This is a genomic window from Janthinobacterium sp. J1-1 (assembly GCF_030944405.1).
GTDB lineage: Bacteria > Pseudomonadota > Gammaproteobacteria > Burkholderiales > Burkholderiaceae_D > Janthinobacterium.
In genome coordinates this window covers 1,476,232-1,499,391 of the sequence record NZ_CP132339.1, presented here as the reverse complement: position 1 = coordinate 1,499,391, position 23,160 = coordinate 1,476,232, and the positions used below count along the sequence as shown (strand labels likewise).

Sequence of the window (23,160 nt, the reverse complement as noted above, 5' to 3'; positions counted from 1 at the left end):
TAAGCTTAGCCTCGGCAGATCGTCAGGGCCAGCTGCAGCAGCGCGTCCCAGGCATCGCCCGCATGTGCCTTGGCACGCAGGCCCTTGATCATCTTGTCGACCTGCGCCGCTTCCTGCAGCGCCTTTTCCAGCACCGGCAGCGACACACGCCGCAAGGCCGGTTCCATCATGCGCTCGCGCGGCCCCCAGATGCGCATTTCCTTCATCAGCGCGCCCAGCGGCCTGCCCTGCGCCATGCCGGCTTTCAGTTTCAATAAGGTGCGAATTTCCTCGGACACCGCCCACAGCACCAGCGGCAGCGCCTCGCCCTCGCCTTTCAGGCCTTCCAGCATGCGCACCAGGCGCGCCGGGTCGCCGCCCAGCATGGCCTCGGACAGCTTGAACACATCGTAGCGGGCCACGTTCAGCACCGCGTCCTGCACCTGTTCATAGGTCAGCTTGCCCGGCTCGTGCAGCAGCCCCAGTTTCTGGATTTCCTGGTGCGCGGCCAGCAGATTGCCCTCCACGCGTTCGGCGATGAAGTCGATGCTGGCGCGCTCGGCGCTTTGGCCTTGCACGGCCAGGCGCTGGCCGATCCAGGCCGGCAGCTGCGAGCGCTCCACATTCGGGATGTCGATGTAGACGGCCGCCTGCTGCAGGCTGGCGACCCAGGCCGCCTTCTGCGTGGCCCAGTCCAGCTTGGGCAGCGTGATCAGGGTGAGGTTGTCGGGACTGAGGTTTTTGGCGTAGCTTTGCAGCGCCGCGCCGCCATCCTTGCCCGGTTTGCCGGTGGGGATGCGCAGCTCGATCAGCTTTTTATCGCCGAACAGCGACAGCTCCTGGTTGGCCGCCAGCAGCTCGCCCCACTTGAAACTGCGCTCGACGCTGAGCACATCGCGCTCGGTGTAGCCCTGCTTGCGCGCGGCGCGGCGGATCTTGTCGGCCGCCTCCAGCGCCAGCAGGTGTTCGTCGCTGGTGATCACATACAGCTGCGCCAGCGGCTTGGCCACATGCGCGTCGAGCGCGTCTATCCGCAATTGCATGGCGTAGCCTTACTGCCGCACGGCCGGCACCGGGACCGGGACCGGGGTCACCGGCGCGACAGGCGCCACCGACATGGCCGGCAGCACCGGCTTGATGGCGGCCAGGCGGCGCATGATCTGCTGCACCAGGTCGTTGCGCATGTCGCGGTACAGCTGCGCTTCTTCGGTTTCCTTGGCCAGCACCTGCGATTCATTGAAGGTGATCGGACGGTTCAGCGCGATGGTGGTCAGGCCCAGCAACACGTTGCCGGCCTTGTCCACCACGCGGAACTGGATCGAATAACCGAGCTGGTATTCGCGCACGCGGCCGTTACTGTTCAGCGACAGGATGGACTTGGTGCGCGTCTTCTCCGGGTCGGCCAGCACTTCCAGGGTGGCGTCGGCCGCTTCCCTGGTGTCGACGATTTCCGTGCTGCCGACGGCGCGGATATAGCGCTTCAGGTCGATCGCCAGCGGCGAGGTATCGGGCAAACCGATATTCATCGTCGCGAACGGCAGCATGAAACTGCCGTTCGAGCCGCGCAAGTGAAGGCCGCAAGCCGACAGGGTCAATACCAGGCACACGGCGAGCAGGACGCGAACGCGGACGCGTGAAAGCAAACCGGAAGAAGAAGTCGTCATAGGGTTACACCACGATGCTGATTAACTTGCCCGGCACGACGATGACTTTCTTCGGCGTGGTTTCAATGTACTTCTGCACGCTCTCGCAGGCCAGCGCTTGTGCCTCGATGCTGGCCTTGTCGGCATCCTTGGCCACCGTGATCGAACCGCGCAGCTTGCCGTTCACCTGGATCATCATTTCGATCTCGGATTGCACCAAAGCTTGCGGGTCGACTTGCGGCCATTCGGCGTTGAGCAGATCGCCATGCACGCCGGCGTAGCCCAGCTCCTGCCACAGCACGTGGGTGATATGCGGCGCCACCGGATTCAACAAACGCAGGAAGATCGAATAGCCTTCGGCGATCAGGGCTTTCGACTGGGCGCTGTCATCGAGCTTGGCCGATTCCAGGGTATTGAGCATTTTCATGCAGGCCGACACCACGGTGTTGTACTGGATGCGTTTCAGGTCGTAGTCGGCCTGCTGCAAAATCTTGTGCAATTCGCGGCGCAGGTTTTTCTGCGCGTCGCCGGTGGCCGGCGCGGCGCCGCCAGCCAGCGCGGCCTGGATCGTCGCCGACTGCGCGTAACCGAAATTCCACACGCGGCGCAGGAAGCGGTTCGCGCCTTCGACACCGCTGCCCGACCATTCCAGCGTCTGTTCCGGCGGCGAGGCGAACATGGTGAACAAACGGGCCGTATCGGCGCCGTACTGCTCGATCTGCGCTTGCGGGTCGATGCCGTTGTTCTTCGACTTCGACATTTTTTCCGTGCCGCCGATTTCCACCGGCGCGCCGTCGGCCACCAGGGTGGCCGCTTGCGGACGGCCCTTGTCGTCCATCGTCAGATTGATATCGGCCGGGTTGAACCAGGTCTTCTTGCCGGCGGCGTCTTCGCGGTAATAGGTTTCGTTCAGCACCATGCCCTGCGTCAGCAGGTTGACGAACGGCTCGTCGAACTTGACCAGGCCGAAATCGCGCATGATCTTGGTCCAGAAGCGCGCATACAGCAAGTGCATCACGGCGTGCTCGATGCCGCCGATATACTGGTCCATCGGCATCCAGTAGTCATTGCGCTCGTCGACCATGGCGTCATTGCTGCCTGGCGAGGTATAGCGCATGTAGTACCAGGACGAATCGACAAAGGTATCCATGGTGTCGGTTTCGCGGCGCGCCGGCTTGCCGCACTGCGGGCAGTCGCACTGCAGGAACGCTTCGTATTTGTTCAGCGGATTGCCGGTGCCATCCGGCACGCAGTCTTCCGGCAGCACCACCGGCAGGTCTTTTTCCGGCACCGGCACCACGCCGCAGTCGGCGCAATGGATCATCGGGATCGGCGTGCCCCAGTAGCGCTGGCGCGAAATGCCCCAGTCGCGCAGGCGGAAGGTGGTTTTCTTTTCGCCCAGGCCCAGTTCCGCCAGGTCGGCGGCCACCGCATCGACGGCGGACGCGAAATGCAGGCCGTCGTACTTGCCCGAGGCGATGCACACGCCTTCCTTGCTGCCGTACGATTCCTGCCACGCGTCCGTCGAAAATTCTTCGCCCTTGACTTCGATGACCTGCCTGATCGGCAGGTCGTATTTTTTCGCAAAGCCGAAATCGCGTTCGTCATGCGCCGGCACGCCCATCACGGCGCCGTCGCCGTAGGTGATCAAGACGTAATTGCCGACCCACACTTCGACTTGCGCGCCGGTCAATGGATGGGTGACGAACAGGCCGGTCGGCATGCCCTTCTTCTCCATCGTCGCCATGTCCGCTTCGATCACGGAACCGAGTTTGCATTCGGCGTTGAAGGCGGCCAGCTCGGGATTGCCTTGCGCGGCGTGCAGCGCCAGCGGGTGCTCGGCGGCCACGGCGCAGAAGGTCACGCCCATGATGGTGTCCGGGCGGGTGGTAAACACATACAGCTTGCCGTCGCCGATCAGGCTGCCCGCGGCGTCCTTGATCTCATGCGGGAAGGCGAAGCGCACGCCGGTCGACTTGCCGATCCAGTTGGTCTGCATGGTGCGCACGCGCTCGGGCCAGCCCGGCAGCTTGTCGTCGGCATAGGCCAGCAATTCATCGGCGTAGTCGGTAATGCGCGCGTAGTACATGGGGATTTCGCGCTTTTCGATCGGCGCGCCCGAGCGCCAGCCGCGGCCGTCGACCACCTGTTCGTTGGCCAGCACGGTCTGGTCGATCGGGTCCCAGTTCACGGTGCCGGTCTTCTGGTAGATGATGCCTTTTTCCAGCATCTTGAGGAACATCCACTGGTTCCACTTGTAGTATTCCGGCTTGCAGGCGGTCATTTCGCGCGACCAGTCGATCGCCAGGCCCATCGATTCCATCTGCTGCTTCATGTGCGCGATGTTCGAGTAGGTCCATTGCGCCGGCGGCACGTTGTTGGCCATGGCCGCGTTTTCCGCCGGCATGCCGAACGCATCCCAGCCCATCGGCATCAGCACGTTGTAGCCGTTCATGCGCAGGTAGCGGTACATCACGTCATTGATCGTATAGTTGCGCACGTGACCCATGTGCAGCTTGCCCGAAGGGTAAGGCAGCATCGAGCAAGCGTAGTACTTGCCTTTCGGGAAACGCGGGTCGTGTTCGACGGCCTTGTAGGCCTCGATTGCCTTCCAGTGCGATTGGGCGGCTTGTTCGACGTCGGCGGGACTATATTTATCTTGCATGATGTGCGACCAATTAGTGGATATGAACCGAGCATTATACTGGTTGTCGCCGCCCTGTAGCGCGGCGGGCCGCCGCCCCGGGCGCGCATATTTTTGCCGGCGTACAAATATGCTGTGTAAGATGCGGCAATCTCATGCTCCTTGATGCAGGCCATGTTCGTCTACCAGGAAACCGCCCCCGTCCCTGCCCTGCGGCCATGGCTGGACTGCGTCTGGACCTGCCGCGTGCACGCGCGCGACCGGCCCATGGCGCACCAGGTGCTGCCCGACAATTGCATCGACCTCCTGTGCCAGGACCAGCAGGACGCCTGCTTTGCCATCGGCATGATGACGGCGCCGATCCAGGTGCTCAGCTGCGGCCTGGTGCAGACGGTGGCGGCCCGCTTCAAGCCCGGCGCGGCGGCGCGCTTTTTCCAGCTGCCGCTTTGTGAGCTGAACGATGGGCGTACCGATTTGCGGCAACTGTGGGGCCGCGATCTGGCGGCGCGCCTGGGCGATGCGCTGTGGACGCAGCCCTTGCCGGATACACAACGCATGCAGATCCTGCAAGATTTTTTGCTGCTGCGCCTGCGTAAAACGCCGCTGTCGGCCGCCTCCGGCCTGGCCCTGCACGCGGTCGCACTGATTGACAACGCCCGTGGAGACTTGCGCGTCGAGCAGCTGGCGGCGCAGTTGAATGTCTCGCGCCAGCACCTGGCGCTGCAATTTCGCCAGCATGTCGGCATCAGCCCCAAGCTGTTTGCCCGCATCAGCCGCTTTCGCGCCGTCAACAGCGCGCTCAAGACCCTGCCGGCGCAGGCCGACTGGGCCCAGGTGGCCCTGCAATATGGTTATTTCGACCAGTCGCACCTGATCCACGACTTCCAGGACTTTGCGCGCAGCACGCCACAGGCCTGGCTGGCGCGGCGCCGGGTTTGAGCTTCCATTTTTACAATCGCAGCATCGTGAGACATGGCATGCTGGCACCATACATTGACCAAACAGGAGAAAAAACATGATCAAGGGTTTGCGCACCGTCACCTATCCCGTTCCCGACCTGGAAAAAGGCAAGGCCTGGTACAGCCAGGCGTTCGACACCCAGCCCTATTTCGACCAGCCGTTTTATGTGGGTTTCAATATCGGCGGTTTTGAGCTGGGCCTGCTGCCGGACGGCCAGCCCGGTACCCAGGGCAGCGTCACCTACTGGGGCGTGGACGGCATAGCCCAGGAAATCGAACGGTTTATTGCGCTGGGCGCCACCCTGCACCACCCCCTGACGGATGTGGGCGAGGGCATCCGCACGGTGGAGCTGCTCGACCCGTTCGGCAACCAGATCGGGCTGATCGACAACCCGCATTTCGACACCGCCAAGGTCGTTTAAGCCGCTTCGGCCTGCAGCCAGGCGCGAAACTGCTGCAGCGCCGGCTTTTCATGCGCCGCTTCGGGCGTGATCAGATAATACGCACGCTGGCCGCGTAGTGGGCGCTCGCACACGATCTGCAATTCGCCGCGCGCCAGCTCGGCCTCGACCAGCATGCGTGGCAGCAGCGCCACGCCCTGGCCCTGCACGGCCGCCATGGCCAGCATGGAAAACAGTTCATAGCGCGCGCCATACTTTGCTTCGCCCTCTACCTGCATGGCGTCAAACCACTGGCGCCAGGCGCCCGGGCGCGTGCTTGGTTGTAACAGGGTCAGTTCCAGCAGATCCTGCGGCTGCCAGTTGTCACGCGCTTGCAACAGGCGTCCACTGGCGACGGGCACGATCTCTTCGTGCATCAGCAAGGTGGCGCGCGTGCCGGGCCAGCGCCCCAGCTGCTCGGGCGTGCCCGCATACAGGGCGCCATCGTATTCCGTATCGGCAAACATGAACGGTTTTGTATACGCATCGATATGCACCACGATCTCGGGCTGCCGCGCGGCCAGACCGGCCAGGCGCGGCATCAGCCAGCGCGTGGCAAAGGTGGGCACGGACGCCAGCTGCAAGGCGCCGCCACCCTGGCGCGCCATGGCGTCCAGGGTATCGCGCTCCAGCCCATCGAGGCGGGCGGCGATCTGGCGCGCATACGAGGCGCCGGCGCTTGTGAGCACCACGCCATGGCGGGTGCGCTGAAACAGTTGCACGCCGAGAAAACTTTCAAGGGACGCAATCTGGCGCGACACGGCGCTTTGCGTCAGCGACAGTTCGCGCGACGCATGGGTATAGCTTTGGTGGCGCGCGGCCGCTTCAAAACAATTGAGCGCCTGCAGCATGGGGATCTTGCGGGACATGGAGCTGCCTGGACGTTAAAAGCCACAGTATGCCGCAAGATATGCTTATGGCGCATATCTGGGTGCATAAAAATCGTTTGCGCAAGGCAGGCCCACACCCTACCATGAGTCCCATTCAATCTTGCGCCGTCACTGGCGCTCACCTTGCGAGGCCCGTGATGAGCAAAACCGTATTCAACTGGAATTCCCCCCTGCTGCTGGATGAACAGCTGACAAGCGACGAACGCGCCGTGCTGGACGCGGCGCGCGACTATTGCGAGGGCAGCCTGGCGCCGCGCGTGCTCGAATCGTTCCGCCATGGCCGCACCGACGCCGCCATCTTCCGCGAAATGGGCGAACTGGGCCTGCTGGGCTCGACCATTCCGGAAGAATACGGCGGCGCCGGCCTGAACTACGTGTGCTATGGCCTGGCCGCGCGCGAAGTCGAGCGCATCGATTCGGGCTACCGTTCGATGATGAGCGTGCAATCGTCCCTGGTGATGGTGCCGATCAACGCTTTCGGCAATGAAGAAACGAAACAGAAATACCTGCCCAAGCTGGCCACCGGCGAATTCATCGGCTGCTTCGGCCTGACCGAGCCGAATCACGGCTCCGACCCGGGCAGCATGGTCACACGCGCCCGTAAAGTGCCGGGCGGCTACAGCCTGTCGGGCGCCAAGATGTGGATCACCAACAGCCCGATCGCCGATGTGTTCGTGGTGTGGGCCAAGGACGACGAAGGCGCGATCCGCGGCTTCGTGCTGGAAAAAGGCTGGAAAGGCCTGTCGGCGCCCGAGATCCACGGCAAGGTGGGCTTGCGCACCAGCATCACCGGCGAAATCGTCATGGACGAGGTGTTCTGCCCCGAAGAAAACGCCTTCCCCGACGTGCGCGGCCTGAAAGGTCCGTTTACCTGCCTGAACAGCGCCCGCTACGGCATCGCCTGGGGCGCGCTGGGCGCGGCAGAAGACTGCTACCTGAAAGCGCGCCAGTACACCATGGACCGCCAGCAATTCGGCCGCCCATTGGCCGCCAACCAGCTGGTGCAAAAGAAACTGGCCGACATGCTGACCGAAATCACCATGGGCCTGCAAGGCTGCTTGCGCCTGGGCCGCATGAAGGACGAAGGCTCGGCCGCGGTGGAAATCACCTCGATCATGAAACGCAACAGCTGCGGCAAGGCGCTGGACATCGCCCGCATGGCGCGCGACATGATGGGCGGCAACGGTATTTCCGACGAGTTCGGCGTGATCCGCCACCTGGTCAACCTGGAAGTGGTCAACACCTATGAAGGCACGCACGATGTGCACGCGCTGATCATCGGCCGCGCCATCACCGGCATCGCCGCCTTCAGCAACTGATGGACGCCCTCGCTTCAACCCTGCGCCCGGCGCCGTTGACGGGCTTGCGCGTGCTGGACCTGTCGCGCGTGCTGGCCGGCCCGTGGGCCGGGCAATTGCTGGCCGACCTGGGCGCCGACGTGGTGAAAGTCGAGCAGCCGGGCCGTGGCGACGACACCCGTTCCTGGGGTCCGCCCTATCTGAAGGACGAAGACGGGCGCGACACTGCGGAAGCCGCCTACTTCCAGTGCGCCAACCGCAACAAGCGTTCGCTGTGCATCGACCTGGCCGCGCCCGAAGGCCAGGCACTGGTGCGCCGGCTGGCACAAGAAGCCGATGTGCTGCTGGAAAACTTCAAGCTGGGCGGCCTGAAGCAGTACGGGCTCGATGCGGCCAGCCTGCTGGCGCTCAATCCGCGCCTGGTGTACTGCTCGATTACGGGCTTTGGCCAGGACGGGCCATACGCGGCGCGCGCCGGCTATGACTTTTTGATCCAGGGCATGGGCGGGCTGATGAGCATTACCGGCGTGCCCGATGGCGAGCCGGGCGGCGGGCCGCAAAAAGTGGGCGTGGCGCAGACCGATATCATGACGGGGCTGTACGCCACCATTGCGGTGCAGGCGGCGCTGGCCGAACGGACTCGCTCGGGGCTGGGCCAGCATATCGACCTGGCCCTGCTCGACGTGCAGGTGGCGGCGCTGGGCAACCAGGCGGCCAACTATCTGTGCGGAGGAAAAGTGCCGCAGCGCATGGGCAATGCGCATCCGAATATCGTGCCCTACCAGGATTTCCCGACCGCCGATGGCGACATGATCCTGGCGATCGGCAACGACGGCCAGTTCGCGCGCTTTTGCGCCATCGCCGGCCACCCGGAATGGGCGCAGGACGAACGTTTCGCCACCAATCCGCAGCGCGTGGCGCACCGGGCGATATTGATCCCGCTGTTGCGCCAGGCGACGGTGATGCGCACCACCGACGAATGGATCACGGCGTTCGAGCTGGCGGCCGTGCCGTGCGGCCCCGTCAACCGCATCGACCAGGTATTTGCCGACCCGCAAGTGGTGGCGCGTGGCCTGAAAGTGGAGATGGCGCACCCGACGGCAGGCACGGTGGCGCTGGTGGCCAACCCGGTGCGATTATCAGGCTCGCCGGTGCAGTACCGCTTGCCGCCGCCGTTGCTGGGGCAGCATACGGACGAGGTGCTGGGGCAGTGGCTGGGGTTGGGCACAGCGGAAATTGACGGGCTGCGCGAGCGCAAGATCGTGTAAAACAAAACGCCGGATCGTGTACACGATCCGGCGTTGTTTATTTCAACGTCAGCTTCAACGCCGGCTTCTCGCCATAATCCTCATAGCGTTCGTTGATGCCGGCGATACAGAACGTCACTTCTTCCAGCAGATCCGGCGCCTGCGCCTTGAGCGCGTCGGCATCCTGCAGCACGATCTCCAGCACTTCGTTCGGCTTCAGGCGGAATTTGCTCATGCCGTCTTCGTCGCGCAGATAGCTGAGGCAATCGACCCAGGCGTCCATGCTGTTGCCGTAAAATTCAGGGAAACCGAAAGCTTGCACGCATTGCGCGTGAAAGCTCGCTTCGTCGGTGATCTCTTTGCCGTTCAGTATCGCAGTGGCCATGTCGGTCCTCAGTTCTTCAGCGACAGCACGTCCTGCATGTCGTACAGGCCGGTTGGCTTGTGGGCCAGGAAACGCGCGGCGCGCAGGGCGCCATGGGCGTAGGTGACGCGGCTGCTGGACTTGTGGCTGATCTCGATGCGCTCGCCGATGCCGGCAAACAGCACCGTATGGTCGCCCACGATATCGCCGCCGCGGATGGTGGCAAAGCCGATGGTCGACGGGTCGCGTTCGCCCGTCACGCCTTCGCGGCCGTACACGGCGCATTCCTTCAGGTCGCGGCCCAAAGCCCCCGCCACCACTTCGCCCATTTGCAGGGCGGTGCCCGACGGCGCGTCGACCTTGTGGCGGTGATGGGCTTCGATGATTTCGATATCGTAGCCTTCGGACAAGCTTTTCGCGGCCAGTTCCAGCAGCTTCATGGTGACGTTCACGCCCACGCTCATGTTCGGCGCGAACATGATGGCGGTCTTTTCGGCGGCGGCGGCAATCGCCGCCTTGCCGGCCTCGTCGAAACCGGTGGTGCCGATGATCATCTTGATGCCGTGCTCGGCGCAGTACGCCAGGTGCTGCAAGGTGCCTTCGGGACGGGTGAAGTCGATCAGGTAGTCGGCATGGGCCAGGCCTTTGGCCAGCTCGGACTCGATCGCCACGCCGGCCGGCTTGCCGAGGAAAGCGGCGGCATCCTGGCCGATCGATGGCGCACCGGCACGGTCGAGCGCGCCAGCCAGCACGGCGTCGGGCGCGTTGCCGACGGCTTCGATCAGGATATGGCCCATGCGGCCACTGGCGCCGGCGATTGCAATTTTCAGTTCAGTCATTTTAATGTTTACAGCAACTTATTTGGTGGGGGCAGGTGCAGGCTCGGCCGGCGTGGAGGCTGGCGTCACGACGGGTTTGGTCACCGGAATCATCGCCGGCGTATTGTCCGGGTTAGCCGGCACGGCGGACGGCGCTACCGGCGACGGCACCACGGCGGCCGGCGCACCGGCCTTGGCCAGCTTGGCGAATGGCGACGGGCCGGCGATGCGGTCGATATATTCTTTTTCGGTCGGCAGGTTGCCGCCTTCGAAGCGCGCGACCTTGCCTTCCTTGTCAAAGTGGACGACCACGCGGCTGCTGGTGGTTTCGCCACTACCGCGGGCCAGGCGGAACGGGTAATCCCAGCGGTCGGCGTGGAACAGGTCGGCCAGCAAGGGCGTGCCGAGGATAAAACGGACTTGGTCGCGCGTCATGCCTTCTTTCAGCTGGGCCAGCATCTCTTCGGAGACAAAGTTGCCTTGCTGAATGTCCGGGCGGTACGGCGAGAAAAACCACATGAATTTCTGCAGCGGTGTAACTGTCGTGGTCTGGGCGCCCTGGTCGGGCACGACTTCCTTGCCTTCTTTCTGGGTGATCGCCGGTTTTTCACCAAGGATGCCACGGCTGGCACAGCCGGTCGCCATCAGCGCAACGCAAACCAGGCCTGCAACGACCGGTGCTCGGAATGAAATACGGTGACGCAAGGATGGCAATACAGCCGGTGTGACGCGCATAAATGACCTCAATTTGATGAACAAAACGCCAGGAGTGACTGGTCCACCCAAAAATGCTTATTTTGGCACTCGCCGACAAAACGCTATATGATAAAGCACCTGACCCACATACGAGCAACAAACATGAGTAACAATCCTAGTGATCTCAAGGCAAGCGGCCTGAAAGCCACCCTGCCACGGCTGAAGATACTCGATATCTTCCAGAGTAGCCCGGTACGCCACCTGACGGCGGAAGACGTCTATAAAATTCTTCTGGCCGACAATATGGACGTTGGCCTGGCAACTGTCTACCGTGTCCTGACCCAGTTCGAACAAGCTGGATTGCTTAACCGCAACCATTTTGAAACGGGCAAGGCCATTTTCGAGCTCAATGAAGGCTCCCACCACGATCACCTGGTGTGCCTCGATTGCGGCAGGGTCGAAGAATTCTTCGACGAGTCGATCGAAATACGCCAGCAGAAAGTGGCTGAAGAGCGCGGCTTCAAGATCGCCGAACACGCGCTGGCCATCTACGGCAACTGCATCAAGCCAGCCTGCCCGCACCGGCCAGCCTGACGCAGCACTGCTACGGCCTTAGTGATGGCTCAATGCATTTGAGAGCAATTTGGCCGTAATATCGACAATCGGAATGACCCGCTCGTAGGCCATACGGGTCGGTCCGATGACTCCCAACGTGCCCACGATCTTGCCGTTGACTTCATACGGCGCCGTCACCACGCTCATTTCATCCATCGGCACCAGGTTCGATTCGCCACCGATAAAAATCTGCACGCCGGTGGCCTTGCTCGACACATCGAGCAATTGCATCAGGCCCGTCTTCTGCTCGAACATGTCGAAGAGCTGGCGCAGCGAACTCATGTTCGATGACAGATCGCTCACGCTGAGCAGGTTGCGCTCGCCCGAAATCACCATGTCGTCGCTATGGTCGGCCATCACTTCGCTGCCCGCCTCGACCGCCACCTGCATCAGGCTGCCCATATCGTCGCGCAACTGGCGCAGCTCGCCCTGCAGGCGCACGCGCACGGCGTCGAACGACAGGCCGCCATAATTCTGGTTGATATAGTTGGCCGACTGGATCAGCTGCGACGGCGTATAGTCCGCTTCCGTCAGCAGCAGCCGGTTCTGCACGTCGCCGCCGGGCCCTACGATCACCAGCAGGATGCGTTTTTCGGACAGGCGCAAAAATTCGATCTGCTGGAACACCGATTCGCGGCGCGGACTCAGGACCACGCCGGCGAACTGCGACAGCGAGGACAACATCTGCGCCGCGTTGGCGATGGTCTTTTGCGGCTGCTGGGTCTGCAGGCGCAGGCGCGAATCGACCATGTGCTCGTCCAGATGCCGGACCGTCAGCAGGGTGTCGACAAAGATGCGGTAGCCGCGCGGCGTGGGAATGCGGCCGGCCGAGGTGTGCGGGCTGGACACATAACCCTGCTCTTCCAGGTCGGCCATGATGTTGCGGATGGTGGCCGGCGACAGGTCGAGGCCGGAAATCTTCGACAAGGCGCGCGAACCGACCGGCAGGCCGTCGGCGATATAGCGCTCGACCAGGGCTTTCAGCAGGGTTTGGGCACGAAGTTCGAGTTGCATGGTGTTTTCAGTTATACAAGTAGGCTGGCATGCAACAGGCGAACGCCGGCGCTGCAGCAACAGCAGCCATTATGCACGTTCGCCCGCGCAACGGCGATCAATCTTCCAGTTGCGCCTGCAGCCAGAGCAGCAATTCATCAAAGTTGGCGCAGATGGCGTCGGGCCGCACGCCGGCCGCCAGGTGGGCGTCGCTGCCGCGCCGGTTCATCCAGACGGCCCGCATGCCCGCATCCTGCGCCCCCGTCACATCGAAATACAGATCGTCGCCCACATACACGGCCTCGTGCGGCGCCACACCCAGCGCTTCGCAGCCGGCCAGGAAAATCGAGGCGTCGGGCTTGGCCACGCCAAACTCGCTGGCGGCGATCGATACTGTAAAGTGCTGTGCCAGGCCGATAATTTCAAGGTCGGCATTGCCATTCGAGATCGAACCGACCAGCAGCCGCTGTTGCATCCAGGCCAGGCCGGGCAGGACATCGTCATACAGCGTGACGCGATGGCGGGCGGCCAGGAACTGCGCGACGGCCTGATCGACCAGGGCCGGGTCTTCGCCGGCCGCATCGAAGGCCGTCAGCAGGCCGGCGCGGCGCAGTTCGATCAGGTTGCCATGATAGTGCGGCTGTGCATTGAGCAGGTCGAGCCGGTGCCGGCGCAGCGCCTCGATGGAAAACTGCTGCGCCACCCGGGGCGCGTGGCTGGCCAGCCAATCGTGCAGCAGGGTTTCGGCGGCGGCGATCACGGGCGCGATCGGCCACAAGGTATCGTCCAGATCGAACAGGATGGCCTTCGGCGGAACAACGGTGTGGACAGCGGTAGTGGTCATGGCGGCAATCATTATCAGGGCACAGGCAAGCCCTATTGTCGCACCGATCGCAGGGCGCGGCATGCCGGCCGGCCCCGCATATGCGGACGAATCAGGGCTGGCGCGGGAAAAATTGTTACAGGGTGATACAAGGCAAGATCAATCGCCTTGCCAGATAGACTAAAATAGGCGCCATTCCAATGCGGCGCCAGCGTCCGTGTTGCGCTACCCTACCTAATTCGTTTTGGAGAATGTATGAAAAATGTATACCTGCGCTCGATGCTGGCGGCGGCTTGCGCTGCCACTCTGGCAGCCTGCGGCGGCAGCGGCGGCAATATGTATTTGAGCGGTTCGGTGATCGGCCTGGCCAAGACCGGCCTGATACTGCAAAATGGCGGCGAAGAACTGCCCGTCACCGCCGGTTCCTCCAGCTTTGTGTTCGTCAACCTGATCAAGTCCGAGGACCGCTACGATATCAAGATCAAGCAGCAACCGAAGGGCGCGACTTGCACGATGACCAATGGCAGCGGCAAGGCGAACAGTTATTCCGTCTCGACCGCCTATGTCTCCTGCATTACCGACACATATGCCCTGAGCGGTTCGATCACCGGCCTGAGCGCCAGCGGCCTGACCCTGGTCAATGGCATCAGCGGCAGCATCAGCCCGCTGCAAGAAGCGACGAGCTTTACCTTCCCGGCGGTCGCCGACGGTTCCACCTATAACCTGTCCATTTCCAGCCAGCCGGCCGGCCTGACCTGCAAATTCCAGGGCTCGACCAGCCCCGACGGCCACGATATCGTCGGCGTCATGGGCTCCGGCCCCGTCAGCTCGTTGGCACTCAACTGCGCACCGAAGTAAGCCGTGCGATCCGTGAATACCCTTTTGGAGAAATACATGAAGTCATCCTGCCTGCGCCCTCTCGCCGCGCTGTTGCTGACCGTCGGCCTGGCGGCCTGCGGCGGCAAGGCCTCGTACGATGTATCGGGCACCATTTCGGGCCTGAGCAATGCCGGCCTGGTGCTGGCCAACGGCAGCGATACCGTTTCGCCGGCCGTCGGCGCCACCACGTTTACGTTCCCGAAGCGCATCGACTACGGCACCAACTACACCATTACGGTCAAAACGCCGCCGGCGCACATGAATTGCAGCGTATCGGGCGGCACCGGCTCGGCAGGCCTGTATGTCAGCATTGAAGCCTTTGTCAGCTGCCAGCAAAACGCCTATACGGTCGGCGGCACCATCACCGGCCAGACGGTGGACGGCCTGGTACTGGGCAATGGCAGCACCGCGACCCAGTTGACGGTGGCCAAGGCAACGGCAACCTTTGTCATGCCCGATTCGGTAGCCGATGGCAATTCCTACGGCATCAGCGTCATCACCAACCCGGTCGGACAGACTTGCACGGTGGCGACCAATCCCACCACCGGCCTGTCGACCGGTGTCGGCATCATGGGCGAGGCAAAAGTCGAGAGCGTCCGTATCGTCTGCACCACGCCCTGATCGGCCGGCCCGCAATCAGATATCACCAATTCGTATACTCGGTATTTGAAAGATAAATTGGAGTTATATGTGGCGATGCAGCATACTGCATCTGTCTCCTCCAACTCTTCCAAGAATTGGATTTAGCCCGCTTTTACCAGCGGGCTTTTTTTTGTCCAAAATTCAGGCGGCGTTTTTGCCCGTCTCTGGCTGGAACAGCTGCACGATGCTGGAAAAATCCTGGGCGCCATGGCCGGCCTGCGCATGCAGCTGGTACAACTGGCGCACCAGGCCACCCAGGGGCGTGGCGGCACCGGCAGACAGGCTAGCTTGCTGGGCAAGGCCCAGGTCTTTCAGCATCAGGGCCGTGCCGAAGCCGCCGCTGTAGTTGCGTGACGCGGGCGCCGTCTCCATCACGCCCGGCCACGGGTTGTAGACTTCCAGGGTCCAGTTGCGGCCCGAACTCTTGGCCATGATGTCGGACAGCACGGACGGATCGAGTCCGTGCGCCACGCCCAGGTTCAGGGCTTCGGCCGTGCCCGCCATCAAGATTCCCAGCAGCATGTTGTTGCAAATCTTCGCCACCTGGCCGGCGCCCGCCTCGCCCGCATGAAAAATATTCTTGCCCATCTTTTCCAGCAGCGGACGGGCGCGCAGCAAGGCGTCCGCTTCGCCGCCGACGATAAAGGTCAAGGTGCCCGCTTGCGCCCCCGCCGTGCCGCCGGACACGGGGGCGTCCAGCATGGCAAAGCCGCGCGCGCTGGCCGCCTGCGCCACCTGGCGCGCCACCTCGGCGGCAATCGTGCTGCAGTCGATCAGCAGGGCGCCCGGCTTGGCCGAGTCGAGCACGCCACCATCAAGAAGGTACAGCTCCTGCACGTGTTTGTTAGCCGGCAGCATGGTAATGACGGCGTCGGCCGCCTGTACCGCCGCGCTGGCGGACACTGCCGCCGTGGCGCCGGCGTCGACCAGCGAGGCCACGGCCTCCGGCGCCAGGTCGAATACCGATACATGAAAGCCGGCCGCGACCAGGTTGCGCGCCATCGGCGCCCCCATGTTGCCCAGGCCGATAAAGGCGATATGTTGCATGGTGTCTCCTCTTGTTTGTCTTATGCCAGGTCGGCCAGCGGATGCGCTGTCCACGGCGCCTGGAAATATTCATTCAGGTAAGCTTCGCCGAGCTGCTCCAGGCTGGCCGGCTGCCATTGCGGCGCACCGTCCTTGTCGATCAGCAAGGCGCGCACGCCTTCGGCAAAGTCGGGATGGGCGCAGCACTGCACCGCCACGATCAGTTCCAGTTGAAATACTTGCGCCAGGCTCAGGTGAAGAGTGCGCTCGCGCATGGTCCACACCAGGGCGGCCGAACTCGGCGCGCCCCTGGCCAGCGAGTGGGCCGCCTTTTGCAGCCAGGCGGACTCGCCCTCGTAGGCGGCAATCGCCGCCACCACCTCTTGCAAGGTCGGTGCTTGCGTCAGCGCGGCGATGGCATCGAAATTGGCGCGCACCGGCGACTCGGGCAGCAGCGAAGCGGGCGCCGCTAGGGCGCGCAGCAAGCGGTCCAGCTGCTGGTGATTCGCTTGCGCTTCAGGCTGCCATTGCGCCAGCGCCAGCGCATCGAGCACCAGGGCGCGCGCCTCCTGCTGCAGGAAATAATCGCCCAGGCCGACGAACAGCGCATCGGCCGCATTCATCGGCGCGCCCGTCAACCCCAGGAACAGGCCGCTGCGCCCCGGCATGCGTCCCAGGAACCAGCTGCCGCCCACGTCGGGGAACAGGCCGATGGTGATTTCCGGCATGGCGATGCGCGTGCTTTCCGTTACCACCCGGTGGCTGGCGCCCGCCATCAGGCCCAGGCCGCCACCCATGACGATGCCGCCACCCCATACCAGCAGCGGTTTCGCATAAGTATGGATGCGGTGGTCGAGCCGGTACTCTTCGGCAAAGAAGGCCAGTGCCTGCGGATTCGGCACCACGCCCGGCTGCTCCGCCACGGCCGTGCGCAGGCTGCGCACGTCGCCGCCGGCACAAAAGGCCTTGTCGGTCGACGACTGCAGCACCACGCAAGCAATCTGCGCGTCATCCGCCCAGCGCAGCAGCGCGCCGTCGATGGCGCGTATCATCTCCAGGGTCAGGGCATGCAGGGACTTCGGTGCGTCGAGCGTGATGACGCCCAGCTTCATGCCGCCGGGGCAGGCGCGCTCTTCAATGTTTACAGTCTCAACCATTCTTCCACTCCGCCGTGCGTTTTTCCAAAAAGGCCTGCACGCCCTCCTTCTGGTCCTGCGTTTCGAACAGGCCCAGGAACAGGGTGCGTTCGTCCGGCAGCGACTGCGCCAACGGTTTGCTGCGCGCGCCCTGGATCAAGCTCTTTGACGCCGCCACGCTGCCCGGACTCTGGCGCGCCACCTTGGCCGCCAGCGCCAGCGCGGTGGACAGCGCTTTGCCGGTCGGCACGACTTCCTCGACCAGGCCAATCGACAAGGCTTTCGCCGCGTCAACCCGCTCGCCACATAAAATCATGCGCTTGGCCCAGCCTTCGCCAACCAGCCACGGCAGTATCTGCGTGCCGCCCGCGCAGGGCAGCAGGCCCACCGACGCTTCCGGCAAGGCCATCTGCGCATGCTCTTCGGCGATGCGGATATCGCAGGCCAGCGCGCATTCGAGTCCGCCGCCCATGGCGTAGCCATTGATGGCGGCGATGCTGACGCCGCGAAACGCCGACAGCGCCTCGAACGCCTCGCCAAACGCGGCCGCCATATTGAAGGCCATGTCCTTGTCGCCGTCGGCAAACAGTTTCAGATCGGCGCCGGCCGAGAAGAACTTGGCGCCGCCGCCCGTGATCACCAGCGCATAGACCTCATCGTCGGCGTTCAGGTCGGCCACCAGTTCCCTGAGCGCGCCCAGGCTGGCCAGGGTCCAGGTATGGGCCGGTGGATTGTCCAGGGTGATCTGCACCACATGGTCGTGGCGTTCCACTACTAAATTGCTATAAATCTTGGTCATCGTAAAGTCTCCGTGGCGCCATCCTTGAGGATCGCTCGCGCGATAATCAGGCGCATGATTTCATTGGTCCCTTCCAGGATCTGATGTACCCGCGTGTCGCGCACATGGCGCTCAAGCGGATACTCGCGTATATAACCATAGCCGCCATGCAGCTGCAGCGCTTCGTTGCAGACATTGAAGCCGATATCGGTGGCGAAGCGCTTGGCCATGGCGCAATAGGCGGACGCGTCCGGACTTTGCTGATCGAGTTTCCAGGCGGCCAGGCGCACCATCTGGCGCGCCGCCACCAGTTCGGTCAGCATGTCGGCCAGCTTGAATTGCAGGGCCTGGAACTGGGCCAGCTCGCGGCCGAATTGCTTGCGCTCCTGCATATAACCCTGGGCGCGCGTCAAAGCGGCCTGCGCCGTGCCCACCGAGCACACGGCGATATTGATGCGCCCGCCGTCGATGCCCTTCATGGCAATGCTGAACCCTTCGCCTTCCACACCGAGCAGGTTGGCTGCCGGCACGCGCACCTGGTCAAAACTGATAATGCGCGTGGGCTGGCTGTTCCAGCCCATTTTTTCTTCCTTCTTGCCATACACGATGCCAGGCAGGTCGGCCGGCACGGCAAACGCGGAGATGCCGCCCGCACCGTCGCCGCCTGTTCTCGCCATGACGATCAGCATGTGCGTCTGGCCGGCGCCGGAAATAAACGCTTTCGTGCCGTCGAGCACATAATGGTCGCCATCCTTGACGGCTTTGGTGCGCAGGGACGCCGCATCGGACCCCGACTGCGGTTCCGTCAGGCAATAGCTGGCCAGTTTCCGGCCGGCGGCCAACTCGGGCACCCACGCATCGCACAAGGCTTCCTGCCCCCAGCGCGACAGCATCCAGGTGGCCATATTGTGGATGGTGATGTAGGCCGTGGTCGAGGTGCAGCCGCCGGCCAGCTCCTCGAAGACGATGGCCGCATCCTGGCGCGAGAGGCCCAGGCCACCCCAGCGCTGCGGCGTGTACAGGCCGCAAAAGCCCATCTCGCCCGCTTTCGCAATCGTCTCGACGGGAAAGATCGACTCCGCGTCCCAGTGCGCCGCATGCGGCGCCAGTTCGCCGGCGGCAAACGCGCGCGCGGCGTCCTGGAACTCGCGCTGCTCGTCGCTCAGTTCAAAGTCCATGGCCGCTCCTTACTTGAGGCTGATGGTGGTATTGACCTTGCCCACCGAGGCCGAGTCCGTGAACCAGCGCTGGGTAATCGTCTGCGTCTGCGTGTAGAACAGCACCACCTGCTTGCCGAACGGACCCAGGTCGCCCAGCTTGGAGCCGCGCGAACCGGTAAAGCTGAACAGGGGGACGGGTACGGGAATCGGCACATTGATGCCGACCTGGCCCACATCGATTTCTTCCTGGAAGTAGCGCGCGGCCGCGCCGCTCTGGGTGAACAGCGCCGTGCCGTTGCCGTTCGGATTCGCGTTCACCAGCGCGATCGCTTCATCGAGCGTATCGACTTCGACCACGATCAGCACCGGGCCAAAGATTTCCTGGTCGTACACGATCATGCCGGGCTTCGCGCCAGAGAGTATCGTCGGGCCGACAAAATTACCGTTCGGATAACCATCGACTTTTACTTCGCGGCCATCCAGGGTCAGGGTGGCGCCCTCTTCCACGCCTTTGGCGATCAGGCCGAATACGCGTTCTTTTGCCGCGCACGAGATCACGGGACCGAGGTCCGGGTTATCCTTGCCGGCGCCCACCGTCAGGGTCTGCGCCTTGGCGGACAACTCCGGCAGCCAGTCGCGCGCTTCGCCCACCAGCACGGCGACGGAGGCCGCCATGCAACGCTGGCCGGCCGCGCCAAAGCCGGCGCCCAGCAGCTGGTTCAGGGTCTGCTCCTTGTTGGCGTCCGGCAGCACCACGGCGTGGTTCTTGGCGCCCATCATGCACTGCGCGCGTTTTCCATTCAGGCTGGCGCGCTGATACACATGGGTGCCGACCTTGCTCGAACCGACAAACGAGATCGCCTTGATATGCGGATGGTCGCACAGGGCGTTGACCACGTCCTCGCCGCCATGGATCACGTTCAAGACGCCCGCCGGAATGCCGGCCTGCAAGGCCAGGCGCACCAGTTTTTCCGTCACCAGCGGGTCCTGCTCGGACGGCTTCAAGACAAACGTATTGCCGCAGGCGATCGCCATCGGGAACATCCACAGCGGGATCATGGCGGGGAAGTTGAACGGCGTGATGCCGGCGCACACGCCCAGCGGCTGCAGCACGCTATAGGTATCGACGCCGCCAGCCACATTCTGCGCATACTCGCCCATCTGCAGGGTGCCGATATTGGCCGCGTGTTCCACCACTTCCAGGCCGCGGAACACATCGCCTTCCGCGTCGAGCAGGGTCTTGCCCTGTTCCATGGTGAGGGTGGCGGCCAGGTCGGCCATGTTCTCGCGGATCAGCTGCTGCAGTTTAAGAAAGATGCGGGCGCGCGCGCCGATCGGCGTCTTGCGCCAGGTTTTAAAGGCGCGCTGGGCCGAGGCGATGGCCGCGTTGACTTCGTCCGGCGTGGCAAACGGCACGCGGGCCAGCACTTCCTGGGTGGCCGGGTTGACGACATCGCGCCAGACGGTGGTGGTCGATTCGACCCACTCGCCGTTGATCAGCAGGGGGACGGTTGGAATGGCAGCTTGATGGGTCACGCGGTCTCCTGGGTTTTATGGAATAGGGTGTTTGCATTATTCGCACAATGGCGGCGCCGTACAAGGCGTGAAAATGCGAGCATCTGCCAAGCCAGTTCTGTTAATCTGCGAAGATTGCAAATTTGCAGACTCCACAGGAGACCACAATGGCCAAGGTATTCATGGGCGTGCGCCTGCAGCGCCTGCGCGAGGAGCGGCGCATGACGCAGGCGGCGCTGGCCAAGTCGCTGGGCATCTCGCCCAGCTATCTGAACCAGATGGAACGCAACCAGCGCCCGCTGACGGTGCCGATTTTGCTGCGCATCGGCACCGTGCTGGGAGTCGATCCGCAGATCTTTTCCGAACACGACAGCGCCAGCCTGGTGGCCGACGTGCGCGATGTGTTCGGCGAATTGCCGGACGCGCCGCCGACCTCGATGGCGGAATTGAAAATGCTGGTGGAGAACATGCCCGACCTGGCGCGCTCGATCCTGCTGCTGCAGCGGCGCTACCGCGTGATGGCGGAACGGGCCGATACGCTGGCCGCGCGCCTGGATGACGGCAGCCGCGGTGACAGCTCCCTTGCCCTGGCGCCATCGACCGATGAAGAAGTGCGCGAATACCTGAACCGGCGCCAGAACTATATCGACGAGCTGGACCGGGCCGCCGAGCTGGTCGCCGGTGAACTCGACGTGCAACTGCGCACGCGCGACGCGCTGCAGGCGAGGTTATGGGAGCGGCATGGCATCCGTGTTGAACTGTCCGACGGCGACGCCGGCATGGTGCGCAAGCACCGCTACGACGCGCAGCAGAAAATCCTGTGGCTGCCCGACACGCTGACGGGCGGCCAGCGCGCGTTCCAGATGGCGGCGCAAATCAGCCTGCTCGAACACAGCGCGCTGATCGATGCGCTGGTGCTGGCCGCGCAGTTTTCCGGCGCCGGCGCGCAGAGCAGCGCACGGCTGGCGTTGTCGAATTATTTTGCCGGCGCCCTCTTGATGCCGTACCAGCGTTTTTTGCAGGCGGCCGAAAGCCGCGCCTACGATATCGAACGCCTGGCGCAGCAGTTCGGCGTGGGCTTCGAAGCCGTCTGCCATCGCCTCAGCACCCTGCAGCGCCCGGAGGCGGCCGGCCTGCCGTTTTTCTTTGTGCGCGTCGACCGCGCCGGCAATGTCTCGAAGCGCCAGTCGGCCACCGATTTTCATTTTTCAAGGGTCGGCGGCACCTGCCCGCTGTGGATCGTCTACGACGCCTTCAGCCATCCGGGCCAGGTGCTGACGCAGGTGGCCAGCATGCCCGATGGCTGTACCTATTTATGGATCGCGCGCCAGGTCAGCACCGGCGCGCCGGGCTTTCGCGCCCCCGGCAAGACCTTCGCGGTGGCGCTGGGCTGCGATATCTCGCAGGCGCACCGGCTGATCTATTCCAAGGGACTCGACCTGCACGACCCGCTGGGCGCCACGCCGATCGGCACCGGCTGCAAGGTGTGCGAACGCCAGGCCTGCCCGCAGCGGGCGTTTCCGTCGCTGCTGGCGCCCAGGCCGGCGCCGTCGGCCTGATTATTCCACGACGCGCGCGCGCAGCGCGTCGAACTGCGCGCAGAAATCGCTGCGCCAGGCCTCGCGGGTGCTGTCGTCTATCCATGCCGCGTCCAGGCCATTCAACATGAAACCGCGCATGTCGTCGATGCCGAAGCCGAACTCGCGCATCATCAGCCAGGCGCCGGTCGGCGTCACATGGTGCAGGGTCGGGTCGTCCGTATTCGGATGCAGTCTCAAGCCCAGTTGCGCCATCGCGCGGATCGGATGGTCAAACGCCCAGCGCTCCCGGCCCAGAGTGCGCAGGTAGTAGGAATTGGTCGGCACCACGGTAAATACCAGGCCCCGCTCGGCGTAGCGGCGCGCCAGTTCGGGATTGTCGACGATGGTGTAGCCATGGTCGATGCGATCGACGTGCAGTTCGTCGACGGCGGTGGCCACGTTCATCCACGGCATGCCGAATTCGCCCGCGTGCGCGGTGCACTTGAAGCCGGCCTCGCGCGCGGCGCGGTAGGCTTGCAAAAACAGTTCGGGCGGTCTATCGTTTTCGCGGTAGTCGATGCCGATGCCGATCACCTCCGGCGCGCGGTGCGCCTTCATCCATTCCACCATCTGCACGGCTTCCTCTGGCGATGCTTCGCGGTCGATGCTGGGGATCAGGCGGCCGATCACGCCAAAATCGCGCTCGGCGTCGCGGATCGCCGCCACGATGGCGTCCTGCGCCGCCTCGTAGCGGATGCCCGACACGCGCACGGTGCCGGTCGGGTTCCAGAAAAACTCGGCATACACCACGCCGTGGCCGTGCGCGTCTTCCAGGTATTCATACGTCAAACAATACAGGTCAGCCGGCGCCACGATCAGGTGCGCATCGAGCGCGCGCAGCACGCGCAGCACGCCCACCGGTTTCTCGCCACGCGTATAGAACGCGTCGATCTCTTCAGGCGTGACGACGTTGTTCGTCTTGGCGGCCAGGTTGCGGAAAGTGGCCTGGCGCACCGTGCCGAACAAATGGCAATGCAGCTCCACCTTCGGGATGGCGCGGATAAACTGTTCGATGCTCAAAGCGGAATGGGACAT

The 23,160-nt window shown here is 63.6% G+C and carries 23 protein-coding genes; 8 read left to right on the top strand and 15 right to left on the bottom strand.

Going from position 1 to position 23,160, the window contains the following annotated elements; all coding sequences use genetic code 11:
- Window positions 1–5: 5 nt before the first annotated feature.
- The 3 genes from holA to leuS are packed head-to-tail and all read right to left on the bottom strand — an operon-like array spanning window position 6 to window position 4,287.
- Window positions 6–1,022, bottom strand: a complete 1,017-nt coding sequence (gene holA / locus Q8L25_RS06750) for a DNA polymerase III subunit delta (protein WP_308924127.1) — start codon at window positions 1,020–1,022, stop codon at window positions 6–8.
- Between the two features lie 9 nt (window positions 1,023–1,031).
- A complete protein-coding gene (lptE, locus tag Q8L25_RS06745; RefSeq protein WP_308924126.1) occupies window positions 1,032–1,643 on the bottom strand; it encodes an LPS assembly lipoprotein LptE in 612 nt (203 codons plus the stop codon).
- Between the two features lie 4 nt (window positions 1,644–1,647).
- On the bottom strand, window positions 1,648–4,287 hold the full coding sequence (gene leuS, locus Q8L25_RS06740) for a leucine--tRNA ligase (protein ID WP_308924125.1): 2,640 nt from the start codon (window positions 4,285–4,287) through the stop codon (window positions 1,648–1,650).
- 144 nt (window positions 4,288–4,431) lie between these two features.
- Between leuS and Q8L25_RS06735 the strand changes: the two genes are divergently transcribed.
- Together Q8L25_RS06735 and Q8L25_RS06730 are read left to right on the top strand one after the other, a co-directional pair.
- Window positions 4,432–5,205 carry a DUF6597 domain-containing transcriptional factor gene (locus Q8L25_RS06735; protein WP_308924124.1) on the top strand — a complete coding sequence of 258 codons (774 nt, stop codon included), beginning with the start codon at window positions 4,432–4,434 and terminating at the stop codon, window positions 5,203–5,205.
- Window positions 5,206–5,281: 76 nt separating this feature from the next.
- Entirely contained in the window at window positions 5,282–5,647 is a 366-nt protein-coding gene (locus Q8L25_RS06730) for a VOC family protein (RefSeq protein ID WP_308924123.1), read from the top strand.
- On the opposite strand, the gene Q8L25_RS06725 is transcribed toward Q8L25_RS06730, so the two are convergent.
- Window positions 5,644–6,534, bottom strand: coding sequence for a LysR substrate-binding domain-containing protein (locus tag Q8L25_RS06725; RefSeq protein ID WP_308924122.1), 891 nt, complete (start codon window positions 6,532–6,534; stop codon window positions 5,644–5,646). The two genes, Q8L25_RS06730 and Q8L25_RS06725, sit on opposite strands and share 4 nt — an antisense overlap.
- 158 nt (window positions 6,535–6,692) lie before the next feature.
- On the opposite strand from Q8L25_RS06725, the gene Q8L25_RS06720 reads away from it, so the two are divergent.
- Window positions 6,693–7,874 (top strand): acyl-CoA dehydrogenase, encoded by a 1,182-nt coding sequence (locus tag Q8L25_RS06720; protein ID WP_308924121.1) that lies wholly within the window; start codon window positions 6,693–6,695, stop codon window positions 7,872–7,874.
- A complete protein-coding gene (locus Q8L25_RS06715; protein ID WP_308924120.1) occupies window positions 7,874–9,121 on the top strand; it encodes a CaiB/BaiF CoA-transferase family protein in 1,248 nt (415 codons plus the stop codon). Before Q8L25_RS06720 ends, Q8L25_RS06715 begins: the two co-directional genes overlap by 1 nt.
- A gap of 37 nt (window positions 9,122–9,158) precedes the next feature.
- Here Q8L25_RS06715 and Q8L25_RS06710 read toward each other — a convergent pair whose 3' ends face one another.
- The 3 genes from Q8L25_RS06710 to bamE are packed head-to-tail and all read right to left on the bottom strand — an operon-like array spanning window position 9,159 to window position 11,017.
- Complete coding sequence (locus tag Q8L25_RS06710; protein WP_308924119.1) at window positions 9,159–9,485, bottom strand: barstar family protein; 327 nt, start codon at window positions 9,483–9,485, stop codon at window positions 9,159–9,161.
- Between the two features lie 8 nt (window positions 9,486–9,493).
- Window positions 9,494–10,303 (bottom strand): 4-hydroxy-tetrahydrodipicolinate reductase, encoded by an 810-nt coding sequence (dapB, locus tag Q8L25_RS06705; RefSeq protein WP_308924118.1) that lies wholly within the window; start codon window positions 10,301–10,303, stop codon window positions 9,494–9,496.
- 18 nt (window positions 10,304–10,321) lie between these two features.
- Window positions 10,322–11,017, bottom strand: coding sequence for an outer membrane protein assembly factor BamE (bamE, locus tag Q8L25_RS06700; protein WP_308924117.1), 696 nt, complete (start codon window positions 11,015–11,017; stop codon window positions 10,322–10,324).
- Between the two features lie 123 nt (window positions 11,018–11,140).
- Between bamE and fur the strand changes: the two genes are divergently transcribed.
- Window positions 11,141–11,572, top strand: a complete 432-nt coding sequence (fur, locus tag Q8L25_RS06695) for a ferric iron uptake transcriptional regulator (protein ID WP_308924116.1) — start codon at window positions 11,141–11,143, stop codon at window positions 11,570–11,572.
- A gap of 18 nt (window positions 11,573–11,590) precedes the next feature.
- On the opposite strand, the gene hrcA is transcribed toward fur, so the two are convergent.
- Both hrcA and Q8L25_RS06685 read right to left on the bottom strand, forming a co-directional pair.
- On the bottom strand, window positions 11,591–12,607 hold the full coding sequence (hrcA, locus tag Q8L25_RS06690; RefSeq protein ID WP_308924115.1) for a heat-inducible transcriptional repressor HrcA: 1,017 nt from the start codon (window positions 12,605–12,607) through the stop codon (window positions 11,591–11,593).
- A gap of 97 nt (window positions 12,608–12,704) precedes the next feature.
- Complete coding sequence (locus Q8L25_RS06685; protein ID WP_308924114.1) at window positions 12,705–13,430, bottom strand: HAD family hydrolase; 726 nt, start codon at window positions 13,428–13,430, stop codon at window positions 12,705–12,707.
- A gap of 234 nt (window positions 13,431–13,664) precedes the next feature.
- On the opposite strand from Q8L25_RS06685, the gene Q8L25_RS06680 reads away from it, so the two are divergent.
- Together Q8L25_RS06680 and Q8L25_RS06675 are read left to right on the top strand one after the other, a co-directional pair.
- On the top strand, window positions 13,665–14,267 hold the full coding sequence (locus Q8L25_RS06680) for a hypothetical protein (protein ID WP_308924113.1): 603 nt from the start codon (window positions 13,665–13,667) through the stop codon (window positions 14,265–14,267).
- 36 nt (window positions 14,268–14,303) lie between these two features.
- Window positions 14,304–14,909, top strand: a complete 606-nt coding sequence (locus tag Q8L25_RS06675; protein WP_308924112.1) for a hypothetical protein — start codon at window positions 14,304–14,306, stop codon at window positions 14,907–14,909.
- A gap of 162 nt (window positions 14,910–15,071) precedes the next feature.
- Here Q8L25_RS06675 and mmsB read toward each other — a convergent pair whose 3' ends face one another.
- Genes mmsB through Q8L25_RS06650 form a run of 5 tightly spaced genes read right to left on the bottom strand, consistent with a single transcriptional unit; the run spans window position 15,072 to window position 20,566 of the window.
- Window positions 15,072–15,977, bottom strand: a complete 906-nt coding sequence (gene mmsB, locus Q8L25_RS06670) for a 3-hydroxyisobutyrate dehydrogenase (RefSeq protein WP_308924111.1) — start codon at window positions 15,975–15,977, stop codon at window positions 15,072–15,074.
- Window positions 15,978–15,997: 20 nt separating this feature from the next.
- Window positions 15,998–17,113, bottom strand: a complete 1,116-nt coding sequence (locus Q8L25_RS06665; RefSeq protein ID WP_308924110.1) for an enoyl-CoA hydratase/isomerase family protein — start codon at window positions 17,111–17,113, stop codon at window positions 15,998–16,000.
- Entirely contained in the window at window positions 17,106–17,891 is a 786-nt protein-coding gene (locus Q8L25_RS06660; protein WP_308924109.1) for an enoyl-CoA hydratase, read from the bottom strand. The genes Q8L25_RS06665 and Q8L25_RS06660 overlap by 8 nt, the downstream gene beginning before the upstream one ends.
- Window positions 17,888–19,048 carry an acyl-CoA dehydrogenase family protein gene (locus Q8L25_RS06655; protein ID WP_308924108.1) on the bottom strand — a complete coding sequence of 387 codons (1,161 nt, stop codon included), beginning with the start codon at window positions 19,046–19,048 and terminating at the stop codon, window positions 17,888–17,890. The genes Q8L25_RS06660 and Q8L25_RS06655 overlap by 4 nt, the downstream gene beginning before the upstream one ends.
- 9 nt (window positions 19,049–19,057) lie before the next feature.
- Window positions 19,058–20,566, bottom strand: coding sequence for a CoA-acylating methylmalonate-semialdehyde dehydrogenase (locus Q8L25_RS06650; RefSeq protein ID WP_308924107.1), 1,509 nt, complete (start codon window positions 20,564–20,566; stop codon window positions 19,058–19,060).
- 146 nt (window positions 20,567–20,712) lie between these two features.
- On the opposite strand from Q8L25_RS06650, the gene Q8L25_RS06645 reads away from it, so the two are divergent.
- On the top strand, window positions 20,713–22,104 hold the full coding sequence (locus Q8L25_RS06645; protein ID WP_308924106.1) for a short-chain fatty acyl-CoA regulator family protein: 1,392 nt from the start codon (window positions 20,713–20,715) through the stop codon (window positions 22,102–22,104).
- Here Q8L25_RS06645 and Q8L25_RS06640 read toward each other — a convergent pair whose 3' ends face one another.
- Window positions 22,105–23,160 carry an adenosine deaminase gene (locus Q8L25_RS06640; RefSeq protein ID WP_308924105.1) on the bottom strand — a complete coding sequence of 352 codons (1,056 nt, stop codon included), beginning with the start codon at window positions 23,158–23,160 and terminating at the stop codon, window positions 22,105–22,107.

Bases quoted from the DNA above. Each gene is read 5' to 3' on its own strand.
- holA (WP_308924127.1), bottom strand. From the start codon at position 1,022: ATGCAATTGCGGATAGACGCGCTCGACGCGCATGTGGCCAAGCCGCTG.
- lptE (WP_308924126.1), bottom strand. From the start codon at position 1,643: ATGACGACTTCTTCTTCCGGTTTGCTTTCACGCGTCCGCGTTCGCGTC.
- leuS (WP_308924125.1), bottom strand. From the start codon at position 4,287: ATGCAAGATAAATATAGTCCCGCCGACGTCGAACAAGCCGCCCAATCG.
- Q8L25_RS06735 (WP_308924124.1), top strand. From the start codon at position 4,432: ATGCAGGCCATGTTCGTCTACCAGGAAACCGCCCCCGTCCCTGCCCTG.
- Q8L25_RS06730 (WP_308924123.1), top strand. From the start codon at position 5,282: ATGATCAAGGGTTTGCGCACCGTCACCTATCCCGTTCCCGACCTGGAA.
- Q8L25_RS06725 (WP_308924122.1), bottom strand. From the start codon at position 6,534: ATGTCCCGCAAGATCCCCATGCTGCAGGCGCTCAATTGTTTTGAAGCG.
- Q8L25_RS06720 (WP_308924121.1), top strand. From the start codon at position 6,693: ATGAGCAAAACCGTATTCAACTGGAATTCCCCCCTGCTGCTGGATGAA.
- Q8L25_RS06715 (WP_308924120.1), top strand. From the start codon at position 7,874: ATGGACGCCCTCGCTTCAACCCTGCGCCCGGCGCCGTTGACGGGCTTG.
- Q8L25_RS06710 (WP_308924119.1), bottom strand. From the start codon at position 9,485: ATGGCCACTGCGATACTGAACGGCAAAGAGATCACCGACGAAGCGAGC.
- dapB (WP_308924118.1), bottom strand. From the start codon at position 10,303: ATGACTGAACTGAAAATTGCAATCGCCGGCGCCAGTGGCCGCATGGGC.
- bamE (WP_308924117.1), bottom strand. From the start codon at position 11,017: ATGCGCGTCACACCGGCTGTATTGCCATCCTTGCGTCACCGTATTTCA.
- fur (WP_308924116.1), top strand. From the start codon at position 11,141: ATGAGTAACAATCCTAGTGATCTCAAGGCAAGCGGCCTGAAAGCCACC.
- hrcA (WP_308924115.1), bottom strand. From the start codon at position 12,607: ATGCAACTCGAACTTCGTGCCCAAACCCTGCTGAAAGCCCTGGTCGAG.
- Q8L25_RS06685 (WP_308924114.1), bottom strand. From the start codon at position 13,430: ATGACCACTACCGCTGTCCACACCGTTGTTCCGCCGAAGGCCATCCTG.
- Q8L25_RS06680 (WP_308924113.1), top strand. From the start codon at position 13,665: ATGAAAAATGTATACCTGCGCTCGATGCTGGCGGCGGCTTGCGCTGCC.
- Q8L25_RS06675 (WP_308924112.1), top strand. From the start codon at position 14,304: ATGAAGTCATCCTGCCTGCGCCCTCTCGCCGCGCTGTTGCTGACCGTC.
- mmsB (WP_308924111.1), bottom strand. From the start codon at position 15,977: ATGCAACATATCGCCTTTATCGGCCTGGGCAACATGGGGGCGCCGATG.
- Q8L25_RS06665 (WP_308924110.1), bottom strand. From the start codon at position 17,113: ATGGTTGAGACTGTAAACATTGAAGAGCGCGCCTGCCCCGGCGGCATG.
- Q8L25_RS06660 (WP_308924109.1), bottom strand. From the start codon at position 17,891: ATGACCAAGATTTATAGCAATTTAGTAGTGGAACGCCACGACCATGTG.
- Q8L25_RS06655 (WP_308924108.1), bottom strand. From the start codon at position 19,048: ATGGACTTTGAACTGAGCGACGAGCAGCGCGAGTTCCAGGACGCCGCG.
- Q8L25_RS06645 (WP_308924106.1), top strand. From the start codon at position 20,713: ATGGCCAAGGTATTCATGGGCGTGCGCCTGCAGCGCCTGCGCGAGGAG.
- Q8L25_RS06640 (WP_308924105.1), bottom strand. From the start codon at position 23,160: ATGTCCCATTCCGCTTTGAGCATCGAACAGTTTATCCGCGCCATCCCG.